Origin of the sequence: Staphylococcus sp. NRL 16/872 (genome assembly GCF_022815905.2) — a bacterium.
GTDB lineage: Bacteria > Bacillota > Bacilli > Staphylococcales > Staphylococcaceae > Staphylococcus.
The window spans coordinates 195,590-219,604 of the sequence record NZ_CP119327.1 but is presented as its reverse complement, the minus strand read 5'-3'; the positions used below and the strand labels follow the sequence as shown (position 1 = coordinate 219,604).

The window sequence follows — 24,015 nt, the reverse complement described above, 5'->3', positions numbered from 1 at the left end:
AACAAGTCTATTTACTGGTTGGGTAATTTCATTCAGTATCTATATCTAAAATTTTTAAACAAGTATTTATAAACAAAACAAGCGTGGCTGATTGAACAGTCACGCTTGTTTTTTATTAGGCTTTTACTTTTTTAGGTATAAGAATAAACGCTGAAATAAGTCCGAGTACCATGATAACAGCGCCTGCTAAGAATGACATCATGGCTGATGTTTCTACAGTAAAGAATTGCTGGCATATTGTGAAAATAGTAGTATTAAAAGCAATGCCAAAAGCGCCTCCTAAAGTGGCTCCCATTTTGTATAAACCTGTCGCAAAACTTACTTTTTCTTCTGGCATGTTAAATACGGCGATCGTTAAACCTGGTGTGGCTACTAAGCCATTACCAATTGCACAAACTACGAAAGCAAACGTCACAAGGCCTACGTACCAATTTTGAGATAAAAATGTACAACTAATTAGGATAATTCCAATAGCTGGGAATAATGGCCCTGCAATTAACATGCTTTTCCCACCATAACGTTGTATTGCTTTTTCACCTAATCGTATCATTGCGATGGCCATGAAGACGTACGGCACTGTGACCAGGCCTGTTTGTACTTCACTCATACCGAATTGTTTTTGTGCATAGCCATTGAAGACGACAGTTGTACCTACACCAGTATTAAGTACAAAGTTATTAATTGTTGAACCAAGAAATGCTCGGTTTTTTACAATTGAAAAATCGATAAATGGTGTGGTTCTGCCTTTTTCAAAAAAATAAAAAACGATGAGTGCAATGAGACCAAGTGCTACAACACTTAGTGTGAAAGTGCTAGTCCAACCGTAAGTGAATCCTTGTGTCATGACTAACATAAGGCAGGCGATAAAAATACCAAAGATAATCATTCCTACGTAATCAAATGTTTGGTGCTCACGTTGTGAACGAGGAATTTCTTTTCTGCGACTTAAAATAAATATCGCAATGATTGATAAAATGATAGAAATAATAAAGACGGTTTGCCATCCTAAATAATTAGAAATAAGTCCACCTATATAGGATGAAAAACCAATTCCGCCCACAGTTGCTATCATCATAAAACTATATGCTTTACGCAATTCTTGCCCTTCAAATTTATCTGAGGCTAGTCCAATAGTAGATGGCAGTAAAATGGCTGCTGAAAGACCTTGAAAAATACGGCCAATAACTAGAAATGGTGTAGCTGGAATTACAATAAGGCTTAAGCAACCGATAATGCTTAAAACTAGCCCAATAATTGTCATTTTGAGATTGCCTATTTTATCAGCGATGTCTCCTGCGCCAACCATAAATATGCCTGTGACGAATGACACAAGACTAATCGAAAGATTCATTATTGATTCTGGAGCTTCAAATGTTTTTTGAACACTTGTGCCTATATTTATGAATGATTGTGCGAACAACCAATATGTTAATACTGCAAAACTTGCTGCAATGACGAGTTTACCGTCAAACTTACGTTGATGTGACATCACATCATACACTCCCTTACTGTGGTATATAGTTATGTAATCAATTGAGAATGTTTCTCATTTATATAATCATTGTATCACGAAAGAAACAGGGATACTATGTATAGTTTTACTAATATATAAAGATAAACTCCCCTCGTCATATATTGTTGAGGGGAGTTTTTATGCTTGGAACTGAGTCCTTTAAATGTTTCAATTCTATATTCGGTTTATCTGTACACTAATCCACCGTCTGTTAGGATGGCTTGTCCTGTGATGTAGTCTGAATCTGGTGAAGCTAAGAATGATACTAAAGCTGCTACATCTTTTGGTTCTTGGTAGCGTCCTAATTTGATTGCTGATGAGAATTGTTCGAAGGCATCGCCTGGTTTTAAGCTGTCATCTAATTCAACCATAGCTGCATCGATACGATCCCACATTTCAGTTTTAGCTACGCCTGGGCAGTAAGCATTGACTGTAATACCTTTTTCAGCTAATTCTTTAGCTGCTGTTTGTGTGAATGAACGTACTGAATATTTTGTAGCACAATATGTACCTAACACTTCATAAGATTCGTGTCCGGCGATACTACATGCGTTAATGATTTTGCCTTTGCTATTTTGTTTAATAAATTGTTTCGCTGCTGCTTGAATGCCGAAAAGTGTTCCATAAACGTTAATATGGAATAATTTGTCTAATTCATCCTCAGTAATTTCTAAAATTGAAGATACCGCGTCAACACCAGCATTGTTTACAAAGACATCAATTTGTCCAAATTCTGCAACTGCAAATTGAACGAGTTCCTCTTGTTCTTTCTTTTTAGAAACGTCACTATGGAAAGCTACAACGTTAAAACCTTTGCCTTTAAATTCTTCCTCAGTTTTCAGTAGTGTGTCTTGATTAATATCTTGAAGCACAATATTAAATCCATCGTTCGCTAAACGCTCTGCAATTCCTTTACCTAAACCTGCGGCTGAACCTGTAATAACTGCTGTTTTTGCCATAAAACATTCCTCCTTTAATTTACAAGTAAATTTTATCACATAAGTATAAAATTACTTTAAATAGATATTTATATCCACAAAACTTTCATAAAATATTATTCTATTTAAATAACTCTTCACTAAAAATCCACATTCCCCAAAATATTATTCTTTTTATTTTAATTCTTCTTCTATATAGAAAATTGTTATGCTAATATTAAGAAAATTAAAACTTTTTATTTTTTGTATTATCTAAATCTAGTTATAACCTCAAAGGAGTGATTTTATGGAATGGCTTAAATTAATTGGTATTTTAATTATCATTATTGGCTTCATTCTCAAATTCGATACAATTGCAATTATTTTAATAGCGGCAGTCGTTACTGGTCTGGTTGCTGGTATGGATATTGTTGATGTGCTTTCTACACTTGGAAAAGCTTTCGTCGATCAGCGTCTAGTAACATTATTTATGCTAACTCTTCCAATGGTCGGTTTAATTGAACGTTTTGGCTTAAAGCAACAAGCTTCTAAACTGATTAGCAACGTCAAGAAAATAACAGCCGGTCGCCTTCTCACTTTATATTTAATTATCCGTGAAATCGCTGGCGTAGCTTCAATCCGTATCGGCGGACATCCTCAATTTGTTAGACCCTTAATCAACCCAATGGTACAAGGTGCTTTACGCACACGTTATAACCTATCTGAAAAAGATATCGACGCTAAAGATATCGAAAAATTAAAAGCTGAAGCCTCTGCAATGGAAAATTATGGTAACTTCTTTGGACAAAATTTATTTGTGGGTGCAGCAGGTATTTTATTAATGGTAGGTACGTTCCAATCACTCCATATTAAAGCGAATGCAATGAGCTTAGTACTCGCTTCAATTCCCGTCGCAATCATTACTCTTATATTAGTATGGGTTAAAAATATCTTACTAGATCGTTATTTCAATAAAAAATATGGACATAAAGAGGTGAAGCACCATGAATGAGGCTACATTAAATCATATTTTAGAAATTTTTTATATCCTAATCGGACTACAATTTTTATACACTGCTTATCGCGCTCTACGTGCAACTGATAAATCTAAAAGTATTGGTACTGCAGCATTCTGGACTATCTTAGCCGTTCTTTTTATCGCTGGACCTTACATTCCAAATGTAATTAACGGTATCCTAGTGCTCTGTATGGGTGCGTTGACCCTTTTCAAACAAGTTAAAATTAAAAATATTATTGATGTAACTGATAAAGAAGTCGAAAAAGGGTCAGATAAATACGGCAATAAACTCTTTATTCCGGCCCTTGTCTTAGCTGTAGTGGCAGTCATCATTTCAAACTGGACGCCTCTAGGTGGCGCAATTGGTTTAGGCATTTCATCAGTCATTGGCTTAATCGCTGCACTGCTCATTATTAAACCTAAATTATCTTACGTTTTATACGATAGCGACCGCTTAACACAACAAGTAGGCACAACAGGTATTCTGCCACAATTCTTAGCAGCCCTTGGTGTCCTTTTCACTGCGAGTGGTGTTGGTCAAGTTATCTCTAAAGGGATTTCTTCATTCTTACCTGAAGGCAACCATCTTTTAGGTGCTACTGCCTATATCTTAGGTATGGTGCTCTTCACAGTATTAATGGGTAACGCATTCGCAGCCTTTACAGTGATTACTGCAAGTATCGGTATTCCATTCGTTATTGCACAAGGGGGCGACCCAATCGTTGCCGGAGCATTGGCAATGACAGGTGGTTTCTGTGGTACATTGCTTACGCCTATGGCCGCAAACTTTAACACACTACCCGTCGCATTATTAGAAATGAAGCAAGAATTTGGCGTTATTAAGGCACAAGCTCCTATCGCACTCACATTAATCGTTATTCATATCGCATTGATGTATTTCTGGGCTTTTTAAAAATTAAAGGAGGAAATGAATTATGAATATTCTAGTAACAGCATTTGACCCATTCGGTGGCGAAAAGATCAATCCAGCATTAGAAGCAGTCAAACAATTAGAGGATCATATTGGCGAGCATACGATTACAAAGTTAGAAATCCCAACTGTCTTTCATGAATCAAAAGAGGCAGTAGATAAAGAGTTAGCTAAAGGAGGCTACGAGGCCGTATTAGCTATCGGGCAAGCTGGTGGACGTTACGATTTAACCCCAGAACGTGTTGGCATTAACATTGATGACGCACGTATTGCAGATAACAAAGGAAACCAACCGATTGATGTCGCTATTCAAGAGGATGGCGCACCTGCTTACTTCTCAAACTTACCAGTTAAAAAGATGACAGAAGCCATTAAACAAGCCGGCGTTCCAGCAAGCTTATCAAATACGGCAGGCACATTTGTATGTAACCACATCTTATATCAATTAGGTTACTTAGCAGATAAATCTTATCCTGGCTTATTATTTGGTTTCATTCATGTACCATTTATTCCAGCACAAGTGACAGATAAACCTGAAAAGCCATCAATGTCCATCGAAACGATTGCTAAAGGTTTAACAGCTGCGATTAAAGCCATCTCAAGAGACGAAGACGCTAAAATCGCATTAGGCGAAACACATTAAAAAAGTTAAAAAGGGAAATGTTTAGTTCGTTAATTAGACATTTCCCTTTGACTATATTAAACATGATAAATAATTAAGAATAAACTATTATGTAGAATATGAATTATCATAGGAACTTCTAAGCGTTTTGTCTTTAAATATGCTGTGACAAAGACAAATCCATACCCTCCATAGATTAGCCACTCCCAAATGTTTGTTGGTATGTGGGCTGCACCAAACAAAATCACTGATAGCACGGCACCTATAATAGGTATGCCTCTAAACAATCCTTTAATAAGTAGTCCACGAAATACAACTTCTTCAATGATTGGAGACAATATGGCTGTTGATAATAATTTATTGATAAATGGCAATCTGGCAAGCACACTATTAATATCTTGTTGGTTGGAAGTCGTAGATATTGGTAAGGTAAATAAATAGTACATCGCTTGGCATATTACCACGCTTAAAATAACAATCATTACTTGTTCTTTTGTAAATTTTTCAAAAGTGAAAAACTGGATATTTAACCATTTTCCTAATAAAAAGATTCCAATAACTAATAAAGTGCCAGTGAGCAAGGCACTTAAATGATCTTCATTTGCGCTAATGAAGATATACACAATAGAAAATAAAACAAATAACATTATAGATTGTAATAATAATTTCCAATAAGGCTTCTCAGAAATTTGAAAGTTAGGCTTATTCTGAGAAATAGTTTTCATTCCAATACACCCCTTTACCAGAAATGGTTTTGAATTGTAACTAACGTATTATTTAAAATATGGATTAAAATCGCTACTTCTAAGCGACCAGTCTTTAAATATGCAAATACAAATATTAAGCCAGAAAATCCATAAACAAACCATTCTCCAATAGTCGTCGGTCCATGTGAACCAGCAAATAATATAACTGAAACAATCCCTCCGATAATAGGTGCGCCTCTAAATATCCCTTTAATTAACAAGCCTCTAAATACAACTTCTTCTAAAATTGGTCCTAAAGTGCCAATTGATGCAATTTGAAGTAAGAAAGGAATCTTATTATAATCTTCTTCTAATCCTTTTTCATTGCTTGGCTCTGGCATGAAAAACGATAAAAGATAATCTACACCGGTCATTAAAGCAAAACCTATGATGATTAACATCCATTGTTGTTTTGTAATCTTGCTAAAATTAAATAATTTCAACTTAAATAACCATAATAATAAAAATGCAATGATAACTGATACAATAGCTACCCAAAAATGTTTAGGGCTCTCTTCTACTAATGCTAAAACCATCGATTCAGCGAACAACATTACAACTATCATAAAAATAGATTGTAATAATAATTTCCAATACGCTTTATGCGAAATTTGGAAATCTGCTTTCTTAGTTTGTTGATTTAGTCGTTCTTGCGACATCATTTGCCTCCTCATTTCTCGGGAAATTTTTACTTAATTAAAAACTCGCTTATTTTTAAAAATAATTTTACTCTATTTATATAGATAAAATGTCAAATATATGTTACGTTCAAAATGAAGTATTCGCTTTCAAAATTCATAACATTAAATAAAAGGTGGGTTTAACATGACCGAACACGAAAATGTGAATACATACGCTTCATCTACTTCAACATCTGAACAACCGAATCAACATGAAACTCCACAACATCATGAAGAACGTCATCCAACTGGAAATACATTTGTTAATATTCTTATTTTTATTGGATGGCTCCTACTTGCCCAAATTCCTGTCGTACTCATGATTTACATCATGGGACTTTCAGCTCATATGGACTTAATAACTGGCACGCTCGCTTCGTTACTTTTCCTTCTTTTCACCGGTGTCATTATTTGGCTCGTGAGACGTTACTATAAAAGTCACACTTACGAACAGCCGAAAAAATTCACAAAGAAAGACGTTGCGATTAATATTGGCTGGGCAATATTATTACGCATCATAGTGATTGGTATGTCTCAATTAATGTTTGTTGTCACAGGATCAAGACAGACGCAAAACGATAAGATGTTACTTGGCGATATGAATGGTCAAGCTAATATGGAACAATTACCACAAGTTTTCCCACTAATTGTCTTTGCATTAACTATTTCATTCATTGCGCCATATTTAGAAGAGCTCATTTATCGTGGTATCTTCAAAGAAACACTCTTTAAAAGAAGTCGTTTCTGGTTACCATTTATTATTTCATCAATCATTTTTGCATCTCAACATGGTACAACAAATTGGGTCGCAGCTTTGATGTATCTCATGATGGGCATGATCTTTTACCTCGCTTATCATCGTAGAGGCAATGTGCGCGATAGTATGATGGTCCATATGATTCATAATGGCGTTACAGGTGTAATCATCATTATTGGCTATTTCGCAGCTCTTTTCCTCGGCCACATTTTCACTTAAAAATGATGCACAATTGACGCAGCCATTTTCAAAAAATAAAACATTAAAATATGTAACCTACATATAACATAACAAAATTCCACGTAATTCAAGCTTAAATCTTTCTTAATTTCAATTACTAAAAAACAGGACCCCGTGTTTACGGAGTCCTGTTAGTTTTATTTATCAAAAGCGATAGTTTCAATATTTTTCTTTTTCAAGAATTTCTCAATTTTATCTTGTTCACGTCCATTAACAATATCTTTGTCTTTATTAATATTCTTAATTTCTTTTAAATCATCTGCATCTAACTGTTTTTCAGCCTTTTTTGACACGTTTTTAACTTTATTTACCGTATCATTAACTCCTACGATATATTGACTAATTTTCTTACCATATTTTTCATATTCTTTGTTTGGTAGTTTATTTTTTTTTATGTATTTAGCAAAGTTAGCGTCATTTTGAATTTGTAAATTTAAAATTTTATCATATTTTTTCTGTTGTTTTTCAGATAATTTTTCATCAGAATATAACTTATCTTCAAAAGGTTCAGTAGCATCCTTTAGCTTTCTGTCAGAATCTAAATATGTTTTTATATCCTTCTTCATAGTATCTTCAGAAATTGATTGATTAGTCGTTGTCTTATCAAAAATATGCTTTGGAATTTTATGATTATGACGTGCATTGTTCTCAGTATGTTTATTTTCAGTCTTGCTATCTTTTTTGTGATTTTCCTCAGAAGATGAACATCCTGCTACTGTAATAACTAATATAAAAGTTGAAATTAATAATGCTATCTTTTTCATATCAAATCTCCTTTTTATATCGTTTTCATTATTCATCTTAGCATGGATATACTTATAAATGTTAGTAAGATTTTAAGTTTAACTTACACAGAAATCACATTACTTGGGTATACTCTTAATACATACTTAAATTTTGGAAGCAGATTGTTAAGTAAACGTATGGAGGCGTTTATATGATGAAACTTATTAATTTAAAAAATAAAGCAATCGCCAGTGATTATGTTGCTATTAAACTATTAAAATTAATTCAAGACAATCCTAAAGCGATTCTTGGTTTGGCTACAGGAAATACGATGACTGATATTTACCCACGATTTTCTGAATTATTGGAAGCAAACGATACAGATTTAAGCCAAGTACAAACGTTCAATTTAGATGAATATGTAGGGTTAGAACCTGAACATTCTCAAAGTTATCACTCTTATATGCACCAGTTATTATTCGACTACAATGACGGTTGGCAATCCTCTCATATCCACATTCCTCAAGGTAAAGCAAAAGATTTAGAAGCTGAAGCTAAACGTTATGAGGAACATTTAAAGTCAATTGGCGATCCAGATATTCAATTGTTGGGTATTGGAGAAAATGGCCATATTGGTTTTAACGAACCTGGCACGTCTTTTGAAAGTGAAACACGTGTGGTAGATTTAACAGATTCAACCATTAAAGCAAATAGCGTTCATTTCGACAAAATTGAAGATGTGCCAAAACAAGCGGTATCTATGGGTTTAAAGTCAATTATGCGTGCTAAATGTATTGTTTTAATCGCATTTGGAGAACGTAAACAAGAGGCTATTCGTCGTTTATTGGAAGAAGAAACAACGGAAGATTTGCCAGCATCTATATTACATAAACATCCAAATGTAGAAATTATTATTGATGATACTATTTATAATTATTTTAAAAAAATAGGACAGGATGCGAAGATTTAAAATCTTTGTCTCCTGTCCCTTACTTATCTATTATGAATGTTTAAATAATTTTAAAATTAATGAAATAATAATGCTGATAAATGCGATGATCGCAAACGTAATTGCGAAGATTAATTCAGTTTGATGCAAGTTAAATTGTAAATTAAAATCATTAAAACTGTTAAACGTGCTATAAACAAGCAAGTTAAGTGCAAGTACTGCGATTAAAGCAATGATAGACAACCATGCCAAAGTTGAGAAAAAGTTTTTTGCGCTTGGAAACATTAAATCATGTTGCACGGTAATGCCCCCTTTCTTGCCAATATTTAATTTTTTACATAGTTAATTTTTATATACACTTAATTACATAATTTTAAACCCATCAAAGTTAAAGTGTATACAATATACACGTATTCGATTGTAAAACTCAATTTTTTATAATTTAACTATGCGGGTCGTCTTAAAAGTGATGAATTGTGCCTGCTTTAATTGTTTTACTAATCTCAATTTCATCATTAGCGATAACAATATCTGCGTCTTTCCCAATAGCTAAACTACCTTTAGCCTCATCAATTTTTAATGCTTTCGCTTGGTTCAAACTCGCTACACGCCATAAGTTATCTAATGAATCATGCGTAAAGGTCATTAAATTACGTAATCCATCATTCATTTTTAAAATACTACCAGCCAAAGCTCCACTCTCTAATCTTGCTTCTTCACCTTTTACGATAACGTTTTGACCACCTAAGTCATATTCTCCGTCTTTCATGCCTTTAGCACGCATAGCATCTGTAATTAAATATATATGGTCATTGCCTTTTTGTTTATAAGCAATATTTACTGAAGCAGGATGCGAATGTATGCCGTCAACAATAATTTCAGTATTTAACCCTTCATTTGTCCATGCTGCCCCAAAAACACCTGGGTCACGATGTTCAAATGGCGTTGCTGCGTTATAAAGGTGTGTAATATGTTTTGCACCATGTTCAACCGCTTCATTTGCTTCATCAAATGTTGCTACGGTATGCCCCATTGAGAAGATAATATCGTCATGCAACGCGTTTAATGTTTCATGTGCGCCTTCTACTTCTGGCGCAAACGTTATGATTTTAATTTGTCCGTTCGCAATTGCTTGGAATTGTTGAATTTTGCTTACTGAAGGACGTTGTACATATTTTGGATTTTGCGCGCCTACTTTATGCTCTGAAATAAAAGGTCCTTCTAAATGAACGCCACCGATTTCTGCTGCCTCACCTTGTTGTTGGTCTGCTTGATACGCCACAATATTTTTTAACGCTTTTTCAATATTCTCATCTGATTGTGTCATTGTTGTCGCTAAGAACGTTGTCGTACCTTCAGATAACAATTGTTCTGCTAAATGTTTCAACCCTTCATATGACGCGTCCATAGCATCTTCACCATATCCACCGTGAATATGAATGTCGATAAACCCTGGTAAGACATTTTGCCCTTTGGCATCTACTTGTTGTAAATTTCCTGTATAGTTGCCTTTTTGAATGTCACTTATTTTGCCATCTTCTACTACAAGATATCCATTTTCAATAACTTGTTCTTCTGTATAAATTCTTCCATTAGTAATGACATAGTTCGACATGATATACCTTCTTTTCTTAAATATTGTTCTAAATTCATAACAATTATAGCATTTCAGATATTCAATTTTTTACTTTAGAAAAATTTTTAAAAACTAGCATAAAAATTAAAAATCTTCATATTAAAATTTGCTTGTAAATGGTGTAATTTTCACATATTCTAGAAATAAGAAACTTCATATATTAAGGGGATTAGGAGAGGAATAATTATGAATTTACAACAAGCAACACCACAAGAAATTCGCAAACTGATTCGCGAAGGTAAATTAACAAATCATACAAGCGGCATGGCAAAGGGGTATGTTCAAGCCAATGTCGTTATCTTACCTTCCAGCTATGCTTATGATTTTTTAAAATTTTGCTTCAGAAATTCAAAGACGTATCCATTATTAGACGTCTCAGAAGTGGGCTCACCTTCTTTTCCTTATTACGGAAAAGAGGTGGATATCCGTACAGAAGTACCCAAATATCGTATTTATGAACACGGTGAACTGATCAGAGAAACAGATAATATCACTGACCTTTACACCGAAGACATGGTGAGCTTCCTTATTGGCTGTAGCTTCACCTTTGAACATGCACTCTTAGAAGCTGGTGTTCCCGTGCGTCACATCGAAGAAGCGCACAACGTCCCAATGTATCGCACTAATATCCCAGCAGAACCTAGCGGACAGTTCAAAGGCAATATCACCGTAAGCATGCGCCCAATGACCATCGCCCAAGCCATACAAGCAACCGAAATCACATCGCACTTCAAGAACGTTCACGGCACGCCCATTCACATTGGATCGCCAGAAGAACTAGGCATCAGCAATATTAACGAACCAGATTACGGAGAACCCGTGACCATCAAAGCCGGTGAAGTTCCCGTATTCTGGGGTTGTGGCGTCACACCACAATCCGTCGCACTAGACACCAAACCCGACATCATGATTACACACTCCCCCGGTCACATGTTCATTACAGACATTAAAGACAGCGAATTAAGTAATTAATTCTTTTAAAAAGAAACCAGCAGATACCTAGCGACACAACTTTATCGCATATGGCTGCTGGTTTTTAGTGTTTTAGTAATGTTATTCGTATTTAACATGATACTTTAGCATGCCGGCATAGTTACCACCTAAAAATCTTCATATTCCAATTCCTAAATTCGCTCCCAATTTTCTATTGAATTTTCCAAAATAAAGTAATGAGAAATATTCTCAATTAATTACTTATAGCCCCTGTACATTCTTAAAAAATAGGTCTATTCTAATGTATGAAATATCGAAAGAATAGATAGAAAGAAGGTTTCTTTATGGATAATTCTGTTCAGTATAAGAAATTTATACTCCCTGTTGTTATCGGTGTCATTCTTGCATTAATCACGCCTTTCAGACCTGAGGCATTAAATGTGCAAGCATGGCTCATGTTCGCTATCTTTGTAGCGACTATCGTTGGTTGTATTACACAACCAATGTCAATCGGTGCCGTATCTATCCTCGGTTTTACCCTTACTGTATTAGTTGGCGTCGTTGATACTAAAACAGCCGTTCAAGGCTTTGGTAATCCTAGTATTTGGCTAATTGCGATGGCATTCTTCATTTCTAGAGGTTTCGTGAAGACAGGTCTTGGGCGTCGAATTGCGCTTCAATTCGTGAGACTTTTCGGGAAAAAGACGCTCGGCTTAGCCTACTCTCTTGTCGGCGTTGATTTAATCTTAGCCCCAGCTACACCTAGTAACACAGCGCGTGCTGGTGGTATTATGTTCCCGATCATTCAATCACTATCAAAATCATTCGACTCAGATCCTAAACAAGGTACTGAACGCAAAATGGGTGCGTTCTTACTATTCACAGAGTTCCAAGGCAACTTGATTACTGCTGCGATGTTCTTAACAGCTATGGCTGGGAATCCATTAGCACAAAACTTAGCTGAAAAGACAGCACATGTGCACATTACTTGGATGAATTGGTTCTTAGCAGCCATCGTTCCTGGATTAATCTCTCTTATTGTAGTGCCTTTTATTATTTATAAAATGTATCCACCTACAGTTAAAGAAACACCAGATGCTAAAAAATGGGCTGAAGATCAACTTTCAGAAATGGGTAATATTTCTAAAGCTGAAAAATTCATGATTGGTATCTTTATTATTGCTTTACTATTGTGGATGACAGGAAGTTACATTAATATCGATGCAACTTTAACAGCATTTATTGCTTTATCATTACTACTTATCACAGGCGTATTGAATTGGAAAGACGTTTTAAACGAAACAGGTGCTTGGAATACATTGGTTTGGTTCTCAGTACTTGTTATGATGGCCGACCAATTAAACAAACTTGGCTTCATTCCTTGGTTAAGCCATCTTATCGCGCATAGTTTAGGTGGATTAAGTTGGCCAATTGTACTTATCATCTTAATCGTATTCTATTTCTATTCACACTATTTATTCGCAAGTTCAACCGCCCACGTAAGTGCGATGTATGCCGCATTACTTGGTGTAGCCGTAGCAGCTGGCGCACCTCCGTTATTTAGTGCGTTAATGTTAGGCTTCTTCGGTAACCTAATGGCTTCTACCACACATTACAGTAGTGGCCCAGCACCAATCATTTACGGCGCTGGTTATATAAGCCAAAAACGTTGGTGGCTGATGAACCTTGCACTAGGTATCGTTTACTTCATTATTTGGCTAGGCATCGGCTCACTATGGATGAAACTCATCGGACTGATGTAGTTATAAGAAGGAATTCAATGTAAAATTGGATTCCTTTTTTACACCTTAAATTTTACTATTACACAAAAATAAACTTGTTAACAATATAATAATGACGTATAATTTATAAAAATATTTATACAAAGGTGGTTGATTAATATGATACCAGAAGAAAGAGGTTCATATACTTTATCTAAAGAAGAAGCGATTATATTTGCAACTGCAGAGTTTAAACCATTTAAAAATCGCATTGAAAATGAATTAACTACAGCAAATTTACTTGAACTATATGAAAAAATTGAGAAAAGTAAATCATCGAATTTATAATCTTTCCGACTTTGATGACTACTCAAATACAAGTAATTCATTTTTAAAATTTCTCCAAGATAATATCAAGCAATTTACTACTTCTTCTAACCCCTCTATAACATCTTACTTACAAAATAAAGCTTTACTTTTAAACCAACAAAATTCTTTACGTACTTATTTTATAGTTGATACAGACACTTTAGAAATCATTGGTTATTTTTGTTTAAAAATAGTCAATATCAAATTCGAAACTAATGTATCTAGAGGTATTAAAAAAAGAATATCCTCTGATGCTTACAAAAACAATGAATTTCCATCTTTATTAATTACTAAGCTCGGTAGAAATGATAAATATAAAAACCTAGTTTTTGGTAAAACCATTTTAGAATATGCAATTTCAATTGGATTAGAGGTATTTAAAAAAACTGCACTAAGACATATATGTCGACTGGTATGAGCAAGAATATCTTAAAAAGTTTTATTGTGAGGAAGGTGGTTTTAAGATATTTCAATATAGAAAAACTGATAAAGGTAAGCTTGTTTCTGGGTTTTATAAATTTAATTAAATACATGTCTTTAACATAAAAAATCGCCTTGGCAGGCGCCTTTAGTTTTCCACATGAAGAATCAGAAGCAAGCTGTAAAGTAGGTTACGCAGTAGCTGATGCTCATAAAACACGCAAAAATACAGAAAGATAATATATAACAACACCAGATAATGGTTATGCCATTATCTGGTGTTGTTTCTTTCCTCAATATTTTTACTGTTAATCTCTTTCAAGTTCATACATCCTATGAGTACTGGTGCCCATAAATATAAAAATGCTAGCATGAAAGGGAGATGCATAGCAAAATAGAAAATACAAAAACTCAAAATCCCTACGAAGATTAACATAATATTAAACCATCGTTTTTGCGCAATTTTAGGCTTATTCGAATTCATTTTCGTTACTCCATTTCCTGTTATTTTTTTCGCATTACTTTAAATATCCTCTATTTCAGGATTAATACTTGTGCCCATTTCATTTTGAATATCATTTGCGAGTGGTTTAAGTTGAGGCAAATAATTATTCGCAAAGCCAATGATAATTTGATTTTTAGTTAATGGGTATAACTCACGATCTTCTGGTAATGCTTCATCAATCAATCTAGTTAAATCTTTATATTTAATTTCTTCGATTGTTTTGTGTGCTACGTACTTTATAAAGTTTGCGAAGACCCTTTCAAAGACTTCATACTCTAAATCAAAATCTAGGAAAATCAAGCTTACGGATTTAGTTTCAATTTGATTTTGTCCCATCTGTTCAGCTAACTCACTTACAGTCTGATACAGTAATCTCGTACTTTTTTTATCCTGTAGCACTATGTATTCTCCTCTCTAAAACAATTCAATATGTTTTACCCGTCAATTTCAAATCCTAAATCTTCTATCATTTGGTAATCGAGTTCGTTAGGTTGTCCGCCTGTAATTAAGTAGTCGCCTACAAAGATTGAATTGGCAGCTTTTAACGCGATGGCTTGTAATGAACGTAAATTAACTTCACGTCCTCCTGCGATGCGAATTTCTTTCGTTGGATTAATTAAGCGGAACATCGCTATGATTCGTAGGCATTTCATTGGTGATAATAAATCCATTCCTCCAAATTTAGTTCCTTTAATCGGATGGAGGAAGTTAATCGGAATACTGTCTGCATCAATTTCTTTCAATGCAAAAGCCATGTCAATAATGTCTTCATCCGTTTCACCCATACCACAAATCACGCCTGAACATGGTGAGATATTGTGCGCTTTCATCATTTCAACGGTACGCACTCTATCTTCATATGTATGTGTTGTAACCACTTCGCTATGATATCTCTCGCTTGTATTTAGATTATGATTATAACGATCTACGCCCGCTTCTTTTAATTTCTCAGCTTGTTCTTCATCTGTTAACCCGAGACAGGCACAAATTTTCAGTTGTGGATGTAATGCTTTTATTTCTTCTACCGTATCACAAATGTGATCCACTTCTCTAGTTGTTGGTCCACGTCCACTCATCACAATGCAGTAAGTACCGATATGGTGGTCAGTCGCTACTTGTGCCCCAGCTTTAATTTTTTCTGATTCGACTAAAGCATAGCGTTGTTTTTGTTTCATTTTGACAGATTGCCCACAGTAACCACAGTCTTCTGAACAAATTCCACTTTTCGCATTTAATATCATGTTTAATTTTACTTTTTTGCCGTAATAATGTTTTCTCACAATATACGCTTCATTTAATAATTCGAAAGTGTCGAATGCCGGATTTTCGAATAATTCTAAAGCTTCGTTTTTACTTAATAAATTATGATTTAAGATACGTTCTGCTAAATTTAATGTCATGTCGTTTCATACTCCCTACCTTTTAAAATGTCCCAGTGATACTTTTTAGACTTATAATGTAAACTATTTATATTTATAAGTTTACATTAAACACGACATGAATTAAACTTTTCCTTAAAAATAAAGGAAGACCACATTGATTTCACTTACAACATCAATGAGGTCTTACATTTATTCTTTGTGATAATTTTTCTCGAGTTTACGCAGTTCGTCGCGTGTTTTCTTCTGTAAGCCTTCACCGTAATCCATCATTTGAACAATATCTTTAAATGCAGCATGTGGAATAGCCAGTTCATCTAATTCTTCGGGTTTCACATGTAAATTAATATCGTCTTCGCGACTTTCTGCTAATTTGTGTACAAAGTCGGGCTCTGTCACAAATGGTGAAGACATGCCTACCATATCTGCATTGTTCAACGCGTCTAGCGCAGTTTCTGGGGAATTGATGCCACCACTCGCAATTAATGGCACGCGTCCATCTAAATATTCATACACTACTTGGTTCACACGTCGTCCATAGTTCTCGCCTGGCGTACGTGTCTTGTTCTGGTAAATATTGCGTCCCCAACTCGCAATTGCCAAATATTGAATATTGGCGACTTCTAACACCCAATCCAAATGTTGATTAAATTCATCGACGGTATAGCCTAAATCACTACCCCTGGTTTCTTCCGGTGTCGCTCTATATCCGAAGATGAAATCGTCCGGCGCTTCTTGATCAATTACATTTTGTACTGCTTCCATGACTTCTAAGCCAAATCGCGCTCTATTCTCTAACGTATCCACGCCATATTCATCATGACGCTGATTTGAAAATGTAGAAAAGAAAGTTTGAATTAACAAACGTTGTGCTACGGAGATTTCCACGCCATCGAACCCAGCTTGAATCGCACGTGAGGTCGCATCTGCATATTGTTGAATGACTTCATGAATTTTCTCTACGGACATTTCTAAAACGTTATGTTTGATTGGCGAATGTAATGTCATAGGACTTGGCCCGTACACCTCGCCATAATTCATAATTGCCGTATTAGAGAATCTGCCGGCATGTGCGAGTTGAATAATCGCTTTATTGCCATCTTGCTTCATAGCTTGAGCCACTTTTCTCAAACCTGGGATACAAGCATCGTCAGAAATGTTAAAACCGTATTCGAATAATTGGCCATACGGTTCTATATATGCAGCGCCTGTCACTTGTAATGGCGCTGAGCTAGCACGTCGCTTGGCATAGCGTATATCTTCCTCCGTAATATGTCCTTCTTTCGTAGAAGAGTTCGTTGTCATTGGAGACAACACGAAACGGTTAGCTAATTCTATGCCATTGGGTAAAGTAATCGGTTGTAATAAGGGTTGATATTGTATCATTATCGCATCCTCTTTCGTCCATGATGTATTATTTCCAAAGTAACACGCCATCTCGCAATACTCAATCGACTTGTTTGTGAACGTCTTCCATACCCTTTTCAAAAATGAAAACCATTGCCCGGGAAATCTATCCACTTTGGCAAAGCAAAATTTACCAAAAATTGTTCAAACACGTTAAAATAGGAGTGGGTATATAAATCAAGGGAATGGTACTTTACAGTTGGAGATGAGTGTCCGATGGAATTCAATATTTTAGATTATGCCATGATAGATGAAGGCAAAGACGCAGCACAAGCGTTGCAAGATACAACAAGGTTAGCGAAACTCGCGGATGACTTAGGTTACAAACGTTTTTGGTTAACAGAACATCATGATGTGCCAGCTTTTGCGGGCAGTAGTCCAGAGTTATTGATGATGTATCTCTTAGGACAAACTGAGCGAATTAAGTTAGGTTCTGGTGGCGTGATGTTGCCTCACTATAGTCCGTTTAAAGTGGCGGAGAATTTCAAGATGTTGGAAGCATTATATCCCGATCGCGTCGATTTAGGGATTGGGAATAATCCAGGTACAACAATAGTTAAACGCGCAATGGATGAGGATAAAGCCGATTATCTTGATTACAATCAAAGTATCGAGGATATTCGCAGTTATTTAACGCAACCGCCTGAAGAACAACGTGTGGGTAAAGTCATCGCGCAACCTCAGATTACACGCCATCCTGAAATGTGGCTCTTGAGTACGAGTCAACGTTCTGCCAAGTTTGCGGCTACGCAAGGTATGGGCTACGCGTTAGGTACGTTTTTACTACCTAGCCAGGATAAAATAGATGCGGCGAAAAACAGTGTTGCGACGTATCGCAGTCATTTTCAAAAAACAGGGTTAAATATGGCGTCTAAGGTGATGCTAACGGTGTTTGTGATTGTGACAGATACGGAAGATGAGGCTCAGCAACTGTTGCATGCGCTTGATGTGTGGTTATTGGGCAAACGTCAATTTGCGGAATTCGAGCGTTTCCCATCCATTGAAACTGCGAAGGACTATCAACTGAATGATCGTGACAAACGACTCATCGCACAACATCGCGCACGCATCTTAGCTGGAACGATAGAACAAGTGAAACCACGCTTGGATGCGATGATTGAGACATTCGAAGCAGACGAGATCTTAGTCGTGCCGTTATTACCAGGTATCGAACAGCGATGCCGTACAATCGAACGCTTAGCACACGCGTATTTATAAATAGAGAAAGGATGTTATGAAATGGCTAAATTAGCTAATTATTTATATGTAGAAAAAGTAGGAAACCAATATATCTATAGAATGACACCTGAACTTCAAGATGATGTCGGTACAGTAGGTTATGTCGAATTTATGGGCGCTGATGACGTGAACGTGAACGATGAAATTGTCAGCATTGAAGCGTCTAAAACAGTATTAGACGTGCAATCACCACTTGCAGGTAAAATCGTGGAACGTAATACAAGAGCTGAAGATGAGCCTTCAATCTTAAATTCTGAAAAACCAGAAGAAAATTGGTTAGTTAAATTAGAAAATGTAGATGAAGAAGCATACAATGCATTACCAGATCCGGATGACGAATAAATGGTAAACACACAAGAAGAACGTCTAGCTTATTTAATCCGTGCGATGTGGAAAGAAGCGCATGGCAATAAGTCGTTAGACTACCCTGACACTGCTAAGGCACAATGGGAGCTTTATCGTGGATTAGCTAACGTACGTCCACCGAAGCCTGTGTCTTCGGCATTTTTAGAAGTACAGAATGCATATTTATCTACATTGAATAACCAACAAGACATTACACACATTGAAGACTTAACACCTGTGTTAGGTGAGCAACTTTATTTATGGCAAGGCGACATTACGACGCTTGCTGTAGATGGGATTGTGAATGCAGCAAATAGTCGTTTCTTAGGCTGTATGCAAGCGAATCACAATTGTATCGACAACATTATTCATACAAAAGCCGGCGTCCAATTGCGCTTAGCTTGTGCAGAGATTATTGAGCAACAAGGTCGTAAAGAAGGCGTAGGTAAAGCTAAAATCACGCCAGGCTATAATTTGCCAGCTAAACATGTGATTCACACAGTGGGACCACAAATTCGCAAACATCCTGTGTCCCAAATGAATAAAGATTTACTTGCACGTTGTTATCGCAGTTGCTTAGAACTTGCCGATGCTCATGAGTTACAACACTTAGCATTTTGTTGTATTTCAACGGGTGTCTTTGGTTTCCCACAAGATGAGGCCAGTCGCATTGCGATTGATACAACGCTGGCCTATCTAGAAGAAACAGGTTCATCGCTTAAAGTCATCTTCAATGTGTTCACAGATAAAGATTTAGCATTATATGAGGAGGCTTTCGCTGATGACAACAGAGACTAATACAGATGCTAAATGGCAAGCACTTGAACTGTCTTGCCATGAGAACGCTGAGCAATATGAAGTATTAGCTCAAGCTATTGATGAAGCCGATGCCGTTATTGTGGGGATAGGCGCTGGGATGTCAGCGTCAGATGGCTTCACATATATCGGTGAGCGTTTCACGAAGCATTTTCCGGACTTTATAGAAAAATATAACTTTTTCGATATGTTACAAGCGAGTCTGCATCCGTTTGACAGTTGGCAAGAATATTGGGCGTTCGAAAGTCGCTTTGTGAAGCTCAATTACTTAGATCAACCCGTGGGCCCATCTTATGTCGCGCTAAAAGAAATGTTAGCCGACAAAGATTATCACATTATCACAACTAACGCGGATAACGCCTTCGCGGTGGCTAATTATGATATGGATAAAGTGTTCCATATTCAAGGCGAATACATTCTTTGGCAATGTAGCCAACATTGTCATGCACAAACTTATCGTGATGACGATGCGATTCGCGAAATGGTGGCTCAACAAGAGGATATGAAAATTCCGTATGAACTCATTCCGCACTGTCCAAAATGCGACGCGCCAATGGAAATCAACAAGCGTAAAGCACAAGTCGGCATGGTTGAAGACGCAGATTTCCACGCACAATTAAATCGTTATAATGCATTCTTAGACGCACACAAAGATGGCAAAGTCTTATATTTAGAAATTGGAATTGGCTACACAACACCACAATTTGTTAAACACCCATTCCAGCGTATGACACGCCACAATCCAGATGCGATATTTATGACTTTAAATAAAAAAGCTTATCGTATCCCGAAAAATATTCAAGACAGAACAATTCATTTAACAGACGATATCGCCTCATTAATTATTAACGCACAAAGAAAATTAACAACTTAGGAGACGAGAACGATGTATTTAATAGAACCTATTCGAAATGGCCAATATATTGACGATGGTGCCGTAAACTTAGCAATGCAGGTTTATGTAAATAACCATATTTTTCTAGATGAAGATATCTTATTACCCTATTACTGCCAACCGAAAGTAGAGATTGGTCGCTTTCAAAATACGGCAGTAGAAATTAACCAAGACTATGTTGATGACAACGATATTAAAGTCGTACGCCGTGATACAGGTGGTGGCGCAGTTTACGTTGATGATGGCGCCGTGAACGTATGTTGTATTCTAGAACAAGATACGTCTATTTATGGCGACTTCCAACGTTTCTATCGCCCTGCTATTCAAGCGCTTCATAATTTAGGCGCAACAGACGTCATTCAAAGCGGTCGTAACGACTTAGCATTGAATGATAAGAAAATTTCTGGTGCCGCTATGACGATATTGAATAATCGTATTTATGGTGGTTACTCTTTATTACTAGATGTTGATTACGAAGCTATGGTTAAAGTGTTGAAACCTAACCGTAAGAAGATTGAATCGAAAGGCATTAAATCTGTACGCGCTCGAGTCGGTCAAATCCGCGATTCACTAGATCCGAAATATAAAGATATTACAATTGAAGAATTTAAAAATCTAATCATCACGCAAATTATGGGCATCGATGATATTAAAGATGCCAAACGTTATGAATTAACCGACGAAGATTGGGCTGGCATCGATAAATTAGTCGCTGAAAAGTATGATAATTGGGAATGGAACTATGGTCGTTCTCCAAGATATGAATATAACCGTAACGACCGCTTTAATTGTGGCACGATTGATATTACATTATCTATTGAACATAACCGTATTGCTGAATGTCGTATTTATGGCGATTTCTTTGGCCAAGGTAATATACATGATGTTGAAGACCATTTAGTTGGCACACGTATGGTTAAAGCAGATTTACTTGAACGCTTAAACAATATCGATTTAAACTTCTACTTTGGTAACATCACAGCAGAAGAATTTACCGACTTTATTTTAAGTTAAATATGATTGATTTTTAGAAGTCTGACCGTCTAAATTCAGACAACCCGAACACTTACCTTATATAGGATAAAGCCTATGATGACACGATTTAGTGTTAATCATAGGCTTTTTCTTATGCTCTCTTGAAAAACATTTCTCAGAAGCTTCTCATTCAGAAAATGTAAAAACAATTTGACATTTTATCTAAACATGTTAGGCTGAAAGTGTAAAAAACTTTTGACATTTTGAGGTGAGAAATATGACAACTATTTTATTATTCGTCGCTGTATTTGTATTCGGAATATTATGGTCAATCATTTCTAATAAGTTTTTACCAAAGGAAACACTGTACGAAAGAACTTATAACGATTCTTCAGATAATACAGGGTATGATGAAAGACAACGTATGATGTTTTTAGAAATATTTTCTAAAACGTTTGTTGGCTTGGTTTATAGTTTTTTCTTTCTAATCATTTTACGAATTTTTGGTGAAATGTCGGATAAACATATGGTTTATCCATTCAATCATTATCCAGAGTTACTTTACCTCATCATTGGAGCTATATTTTTACTTAGTAATTACTTTATAGTTAAAAAGAAATATTCTGGTTAGGGATTGATTGACAATGAAGAATAAAATACGAGAATATCGGAAACAAATTGGCATGTCCCAAGATACATTAAGCAAGAATGTGAATGTATCAAGACAAACGATTAATGCCATTGAAAATAATAAATACGATCCAACTTTGCTACTTGCATTTAAATTAGCGAAACAATTTGATACCACCGTCGACGACCTATTTACGCCATAAATATAAACAAAGGGTGAGAAATATGTTAAAAAAGCAAGATGAAATGGAACAACATCATTTTAATGTAGCAGCCAAATGGACTAACCTTTACTTTTTCATCGCTTTACTCGTTTATAACTTATATATCAAAATCACAACCGGTACTTTTAATGTCGTTTGGCTAATTATGCTTGTTGGTTTGGTCATTTACTGGGGAATTGCCACATATTTAAAATACAGTACTCGAATTAAGAATTAGATTAAGCAAGTTTTATTTATTGTATCGTACTTTCATTAAATGTTGCATTTTTACACTAGTAGATGCTATCATACAATTAATAAGTATATGGTATATATAACAAGCACCAATCCCCTCACTACCGCTAATAGTGAGGGGATTTTTAAGCTCCCTTAATTTTCCCAAACACAAAAAACTTGAGCTTAAATATGTAAATCACATATATTAAGCCCAAGCTCGTCTTAATTATTATAAATATATGGGGAGTTATATAATAACCATTATTAGTGCTATTTCTTAATTAACGTACCAATCTTACCATCTAAGGCATCACCTAAATCTGCTAGAGATGTAATTAACACGCTACCTTTAGGATTCTTTTCAATAAATTGTAATGCTGCTTCAACTTTAGGAAGCATTCTACCTTTCGCAAATTGACCATCAGCAATATGTTTCTCCATATCAGCGACAGTGACTTCACCTAAACCTTCTTGATTATCTTTACCATAGTTAATATACACATAATCTACGGCAGTTAAAATAATTAATTGATCTGATTTTAAGTGAGCGGCTAATAAGGCACTTGTTTTATCTTTATCGATAACAGCGTCTACGCCTTTATAGTTACCTTGTTCTTTAACAACTGGAATACCACCGCCACCAGCTGCAATGACAAGTGTTTGATGCTTAATTAATGTTTCAATACTGTCTAATTCAACGATATTAATAGGTTGTGGAGAAGGTACAACACGGCGATAACCACGTCCTGAATCTTCTACAAATTGATAACCTTTTTCTTGCATTGTTTTATCTGCTTGTTCTTTAGAATAGAATAAACCAATTGGTTTCGTTGGGTTTTTGAAGGCTGGATCGTCACCTGCTACTTCTACTTGCGTAACTAAAGTGACAACTTGTTTATCAATGCCTAATGAATGTAATTCATTTAATAAACTTTCTTGTAATTGATAACCAATGTAAGCTTGGCTCATTGCACCACATTCAGGGAACGGGAATGGTGGGCCTTGCTCATGCTCAGCTGCATAATTTAGACCTAAGTTGATACTACCTACTTGAGGCCCGTTACCATGACTGATTACGACTTCATATCCTTTATGAATTAAACTAACTAAAGATTTTGCTGTTCCTTTTACTAATTCTAATTGCTCTTCAGGTGATTGTCCTAAAGCGTTACCACCTAAAGCCACGACGATTTTAGACATAGGTAG

27 protein-coding genes and 1 pseudogene are annotated in these 24,015 nt (G+C 35.7%); 17 read left to right on the top strand and 11 right to left on the bottom strand.

Annotation, left to right across the window (positions count from 1 at the left end):
- Positions 1 to 115: 115 nt before the first annotated feature.
- Positions 116 to 1,489: an MFS transporter gene (locus MT340_RS01080; protein ID WP_243603489.1), complete on the bottom strand. Its 1,374-nt coding sequence runs from the start codon at positions 1,487 to 1,489 to the stop codon at positions 116 to 118.
- Between the two features lie 209 nt (positions 1,490 to 1,698).
- A complete protein-coding gene (locus MT340_RS01075; protein WP_103298635.1) occupies positions 1,699 to 2,472 on the bottom strand; it encodes an acetoin reductase in 774 nt (257 codons plus the stop codon).
- A gap of 265 nt (positions 2,473 to 2,737) precedes the next feature.
- Between MT340_RS01075 and MT340_RS01070 the strand changes: the two genes are divergently transcribed.
- Genes MT340_RS01070 through pcp form a run of 3 tightly spaced genes read left to right on the top strand, consistent with a single transcriptional unit; the run spans position 2,738 to position 5,022 of the window.
- Positions 2,738 to 3,442: a DUF969 domain-containing protein gene (locus tag MT340_RS01070; protein WP_243588393.1), complete on the top strand. Its 705-nt coding sequence runs from the start codon at positions 2,738 to 2,740 to the stop codon at positions 3,440 to 3,442.
- Positions 3,435 to 4,361 carry a DUF979 domain-containing protein gene (locus tag MT340_RS01065; RefSeq protein WP_243603488.1) on the top strand — a complete coding sequence of 309 codons (927 nt, stop codon included), beginning with the start codon at positions 3,435 to 3,437 and terminating at the stop codon, positions 4,359 to 4,361. Before MT340_RS01070 ends, MT340_RS01065 begins: the two co-directional genes overlap by 8 nt.
- Positions 4,362 to 4,383: 22 nt before the next feature.
- Positions 4,384 to 5,022, top strand: a complete 639-nt coding sequence (pcp, locus tag MT340_RS01060; protein WP_243588392.1) for a pyroglutamyl-peptidase I — start codon at positions 4,384 to 4,386, stop codon at positions 5,020 to 5,022.
- Between the two features lie 56 nt (positions 5,023 to 5,078).
- On the opposite strand, the gene MT340_RS01055 is transcribed toward pcp, so the two are convergent.
- Positions 5,079 to 5,726 (bottom strand): CPBP family intramembrane glutamic endopeptidase, encoded by a 648-nt coding sequence (locus MT340_RS01055; protein WP_243603487.1) that lies wholly within the window; start codon positions 5,724 to 5,726, stop codon positions 5,079 to 5,081.
- A gap of 14 nt (positions 5,727 to 5,740) precedes the next feature.
- Positions 5,741 to 6,406 (bottom strand): CPBP family intramembrane glutamic endopeptidase, encoded by a 666-nt coding sequence (locus tag MT340_RS01050; protein ID WP_243588390.1) that lies wholly within the window; start codon positions 6,404 to 6,406, stop codon positions 5,741 to 5,743.
- A gap of 166 nt (positions 6,407 to 6,572) precedes the next feature.
- On the opposite strand from MT340_RS01050, the gene MT340_RS01045 reads away from it, so the two are divergent.
- Positions 6,573 to 7,403, top strand: a complete 831-nt coding sequence (locus tag MT340_RS01045) for a CPBP family intramembrane glutamic endopeptidase (RefSeq protein WP_243588389.1) — start codon at positions 6,573 to 6,575, stop codon at positions 7,401 to 7,403.
- A gap of 158 nt (positions 7,404 to 7,561) precedes the next feature.
- Here the strand turns inward: MT340_RS01045 and MT340_RS01040 are convergent, their stop codons facing one another.
- Positions 7,562 to 8,188, bottom strand: a complete 627-nt coding sequence (locus MT340_RS01040; RefSeq protein ID WP_243588388.1) for an NDxxF motif lipoprotein — start codon at positions 8,186 to 8,188, stop codon at positions 7,562 to 7,564.
- Positions 8,189 to 8,364: 176 nt separating this feature from the next.
- On the opposite strand from MT340_RS01040, the gene nagB reads away from it, so the two are divergent.
- On the top strand, positions 8,365 to 9,120 hold the full coding sequence (gene nagB, locus MT340_RS01035; protein ID WP_243590211.1) for a glucosamine-6-phosphate deaminase: 756 nt from the start codon (positions 8,365 to 8,367) through the stop codon (positions 9,118 to 9,120).
- 30 nt (positions 9,121 to 9,150) lie between these two features.
- Here the strand turns inward: nagB and MT340_RS01030 are convergent, their stop codons facing one another.
- The gene (locus MT340_RS01030) at positions 9,151 to 9,399 is read right to left on the bottom strand and encodes a hypothetical protein (protein ID WP_243588387.1); all 249 of its coding nucleotides are present in this window, start codon (positions 9,397 to 9,399) and stop codon (positions 9,151 to 9,153) included.
- 160 nt (positions 9,400 to 9,559) lie between these two features.
- Complete coding sequence (gene nagA, locus MT340_RS01025; RefSeq protein ID WP_243603486.1) at positions 9,560 to 10,714, bottom strand: N-acetylglucosamine-6-phosphate deacetylase; 1,155 nt, start codon at positions 10,712 to 10,714, stop codon at positions 9,560 to 9,562.
- Between the two features lie 207 nt (positions 10,715 to 10,921).
- On the opposite strand from nagA, the gene MT340_RS01020 reads away from it, so the two are divergent.
- The 4 genes from MT340_RS01020 (at position 10,922) to MT340_RS01005 (ending at position 14,176) form a co-directional block, all read left to right on the top strand.
- Entirely contained in the window at positions 10,922 to 11,707 is a 786-nt protein-coding gene (locus MT340_RS01020) for a putative hydro-lyase (RefSeq protein ID WP_243603485.1), read from the top strand.
- Positions 11,708 to 12,012: 305 nt separating this feature from the next.
- Positions 12,013 to 13,431, top strand: coding sequence for an anion permease (locus tag MT340_RS01015; RefSeq protein ID WP_243588386.1), 1,419 nt, complete (start codon positions 12,013 to 12,015; stop codon positions 13,429 to 13,431).
- 138 nt (positions 13,432 to 13,569) lie between these two features.
- Entirely contained in the window at positions 13,570 to 13,737 is a 168-nt protein-coding gene (locus MT340_RS01010) for a hypothetical protein (protein ID WP_243588385.1), read from the top strand.
- Entirely contained in the window at positions 13,700 to 14,176 is a 477-nt protein-coding gene (locus MT340_RS01005; protein ID WP_243588384.1) for a hypothetical protein, read from the top strand. Before MT340_RS01010 ends, MT340_RS01005 begins: the two co-directional genes overlap by 38 nt.
- Before the next feature lie 525 nt (positions 14,177 to 14,701).
- Here MT340_RS01005 and MT340_RS01000 read toward each other — a convergent pair.
- From MT340_RS01000 to MT340_RS00990, 3 genes are all read right to left on the bottom strand, one after another.
- Positions 14,702 to 15,082, bottom strand: coding sequence for a hypothetical protein (locus tag MT340_RS01000; protein WP_243588383.1), 381 nt, complete (start codon positions 15,080 to 15,082; stop codon positions 14,702 to 14,704).
- Positions 15,083 to 15,117: 35 nt separating this feature from the next.
- The gene (gene bioB / locus MT340_RS00995; RefSeq protein ID WP_243588382.1) at positions 15,118 to 16,083 is read right to left on the bottom strand and encodes a biotin synthase BioB; all 966 of its coding nucleotides are present in this window, start codon (positions 16,081 to 16,083) and stop codon (positions 15,118 to 15,120) included.
- Between the two features lie 171 nt (positions 16,084 to 16,254).
- Positions 16,255 to 17,448 carry an NADH-dependent flavin oxidoreductase gene (locus MT340_RS00990; protein WP_243603484.1) on the bottom strand — a complete coding sequence of 398 codons (1,194 nt, stop codon included), beginning with the start codon at positions 17,446 to 17,448 and terminating at the stop codon, positions 16,255 to 16,257.
- Between the two features lie 237 nt (positions 17,449 to 17,685).
- Here MT340_RS00990 and MT340_RS00985 point away from each other — a divergent pair, with 237 nt between their 5' ends.
- The 8 genes and pseudogenes from MT340_RS00985 to MT340_RS00950 all read left to right on the top strand — a co-directional run bounded on the left by MT340_RS00985 (position 17,686) and on the right by MT340_RS00950 (position 22,810).
- Entirely contained in the window at positions 17,686 to 18,687 is a 1,002-nt protein-coding gene (locus MT340_RS00985; RefSeq protein ID WP_243588381.1) for an LLM class flavin-dependent oxidoreductase, read from the top strand.
- 21 nt (positions 18,688 to 18,708) lie between these two features.
- A complete protein-coding gene (locus tag MT340_RS00980) occupies positions 18,709 to 19,050 on the top strand; it encodes a glycine cleavage system H family protein (protein WP_103328327.1) in 342 nt (113 codons plus the stop codon).
- Positions 19,051 to 19,851 carry a protein-ADP-ribose hydrolase gene (locus tag MT340_RS00975; protein WP_243588380.1) on the top strand — a complete coding sequence of 267 codons (801 nt, stop codon included), beginning with the start codon at positions 19,051 to 19,053 and terminating at the stop codon, positions 19,849 to 19,851.
- Between the two features lie 28 nt (positions 19,852 to 19,879).
- Positions 19,880 to 20,796, top strand: a pseudogene (locus MT340_RS00970) (SIR2 family NAD-dependent protein deacylase).
- The gene (lplA, locus tag MT340_RS00965) at positions 20,756 to 21,778 is read left to right on the top strand and encodes a lipoate--protein ligase (protein WP_243588378.1); all 1,023 of its coding nucleotides are present in this window, start codon (positions 20,756 to 20,758) and stop codon (positions 21,776 to 21,778) included. Before MT340_RS00970 ends, lplA begins: the two are co-directional and overlap by 41 nt.
- A 238-nt stretch (positions 21,779 to 22,016) precedes the next feature.
- Positions 22,017 to 22,370 (top strand): hypothetical protein, encoded by a 354-nt coding sequence (locus MT340_RS00960; protein WP_243588377.1) that lies wholly within the window; start codon positions 22,017 to 22,019, stop codon positions 22,368 to 22,370.
- Positions 22,371 to 22,383: 13 nt separating this feature from the next.
- Positions 22,384 to 22,572 (top strand): helix-turn-helix transcriptional regulator, encoded by a 189-nt coding sequence (locus MT340_RS00955; protein WP_243588376.1) that lies wholly within the window; start codon positions 22,384 to 22,386, stop codon positions 22,570 to 22,572.
- Positions 22,573 to 22,594: 22 nt separating this feature from the next.
- Positions 22,595 to 22,810 carry a hypothetical protein gene (locus MT340_RS00950; RefSeq protein ID WP_243588375.1) on the top strand — a complete coding sequence of 72 codons (216 nt, stop codon included), beginning with the start codon at positions 22,595 to 22,597 and terminating at the stop codon, positions 22,808 to 22,810.
- Positions 22,811 to 23,079: 269 nt separating this feature from the next.
- Here MT340_RS00950 and arcC read toward each other — a convergent pair whose 3' ends face one another.
- Positions 23,080 to 24,009 (bottom strand): carbamate kinase, encoded by a 930-nt coding sequence (arcC, locus tag MT340_RS00945; RefSeq protein WP_243603483.1) that lies wholly within the window; start codon positions 24,007 to 24,009, stop codon positions 23,080 to 23,082.
- Positions 24,010 to 24,015: the final 6 nt, after the last annotated feature.

Bases quoted from the DNA above. Each gene is read 5' to 3' on its own strand.
- MT340_RS01075 (WP_103298635.1), bottom strand. From the start codon at position 2,472: ATGGCAAAAACAGCAGTTATTACAGGTTCAGCCGCAGGTTTAGGTAAA.
- nagB (WP_243590211.1), top strand. From the start codon at position 8,365: ATGAAACTTATTAATTTAAAAAATAAAGCAATCGCCAGTGATTATGTT.
- nagA (WP_243603486.1), bottom strand. From the start codon at position 10,714: ATGTCGAACTATGTCATTACTAATGGAAGAATTTATACAGAAGAACAA.
- MT340_RS01005 (WP_243588384.1), top strand. From the start codon at position 13,700: ATGAAAAAATTGAGAAAAGTAAATCATCGAATTTATAATCTTTCCGAC.
- arcC (WP_243603483.1), bottom strand. From the start codon at position 24,009: ATGTCTAAAATCGTCGTGGCTTTAGGTGGTAACGCTTTAGGACAATCA.
- MT340_RS00955 (WP_243588376.1), top strand. From the start codon at position 22,384: ATGAAGAATAAAATACGAGAATATCGGAAACAAATTGGCATGTCCCAA.
- MT340_RS01050 (WP_243588390.1), bottom strand. From the start codon at position 6,406: ATGTCGCAAGAACGACTAAATCAACAAACTAAGAAAGCAGATTTCCAA.
- MT340_RS00950 (WP_243588375.1), top strand. From the start codon at position 22,595: ATGTTAAAAAAGCAAGATGAAATGGAACAACATCATTTTAATGTAGCA.
- MT340_RS00975 (WP_243588380.1), top strand. From the start codon at position 19,051: ATGGTAAACACACAAGAAGAACGTCTAGCTTATTTAATCCGTGCGATG.
- MT340_RS00960 (WP_243588377.1), top strand. From the start codon at position 22,017: ATGACAACTATTTTATTATTCGTCGCTGTATTTGTATTCGGAATATTA.
- MT340_RS01065 (WP_243603488.1), top strand. From the start codon at position 3,435: ATGAATGAGGCTACATTAAATCATATTTTAGAAATTTTTTATATCCTA.
- MT340_RS01040 (WP_243588388.1), bottom strand. From the start codon at position 8,188: ATGAAAAAGATAGCATTATTAATTTCAACTTTTATATTAGTTATTACA.
- MT340_RS01020 (WP_243603485.1), top strand. From the start codon at position 10,922: ATGAATTTACAACAAGCAACACCACAAGAAATTCGCAAACTGATTCGC.
- MT340_RS00980 (WP_103328327.1), top strand. From the start codon at position 18,709: ATGGCTAAATTAGCTAATTATTTATATGTAGAAAAAGTAGGAAACCAA.
- lplA (WP_243588378.1), top strand. From the start codon at position 20,756: ATGTATTTAATAGAACCTATTCGAAATGGCCAATATATTGACGATGGT.
- MT340_RS01015 (WP_243588386.1), top strand. From the start codon at position 12,013: ATGGATAATTCTGTTCAGTATAAGAAATTTATACTCCCTGTTGTTATC.
- MT340_RS01045 (WP_243588389.1), top strand. From the start codon at position 6,573: ATGACCGAACACGAAAATGTGAATACATACGCTTCATCTACTTCAACA.
- pcp (WP_243588392.1), top strand. From the start codon at position 4,384: ATGAATATTCTAGTAACAGCATTTGACCCATTCGGTGGCGAAAAGATC.
- MT340_RS00990 (WP_243603484.1), bottom strand. From the start codon at position 17,448: ATGATACAATATCAACCCTTATTACAACCGATTACTTTACCCAATGGC.
- MT340_RS01055 (WP_243603487.1), bottom strand. From the start codon at position 5,726: ATGAAAACTATTTCTCAGAATAAGCCTAACTTTCAAATTTCTGAGAAG.
- bioB (WP_243588382.1), bottom strand. From the start codon at position 16,083: ATGACATTAAATTTAGCAGAACGTATCTTAAATCATAATTTATTAAGT.
- MT340_RS01070 (WP_243588393.1), top strand. From the start codon at position 2,738: ATGGAATGGCTTAAATTAATTGGTATTTTAATTATCATTATTGGCTTC.
- MT340_RS00985 (WP_243588381.1), top strand. From the start codon at position 17,686: ATGGAATTCAATATTTTAGATTATGCCATGATAGATGAAGGCAAAGAC.
- MT340_RS01010 (WP_243588385.1), top strand. From the start codon at position 13,570: ATGATACCAGAAGAAAGAGGTTCATATACTTTATCTAAAGAAGAAGCG.
- MT340_RS01080 (WP_243603489.1), bottom strand. From the start codon at position 1,489: ATGTCACATCAACGTAAGTTTGACGGTAAACTCGTCATTGCAGCAAGT.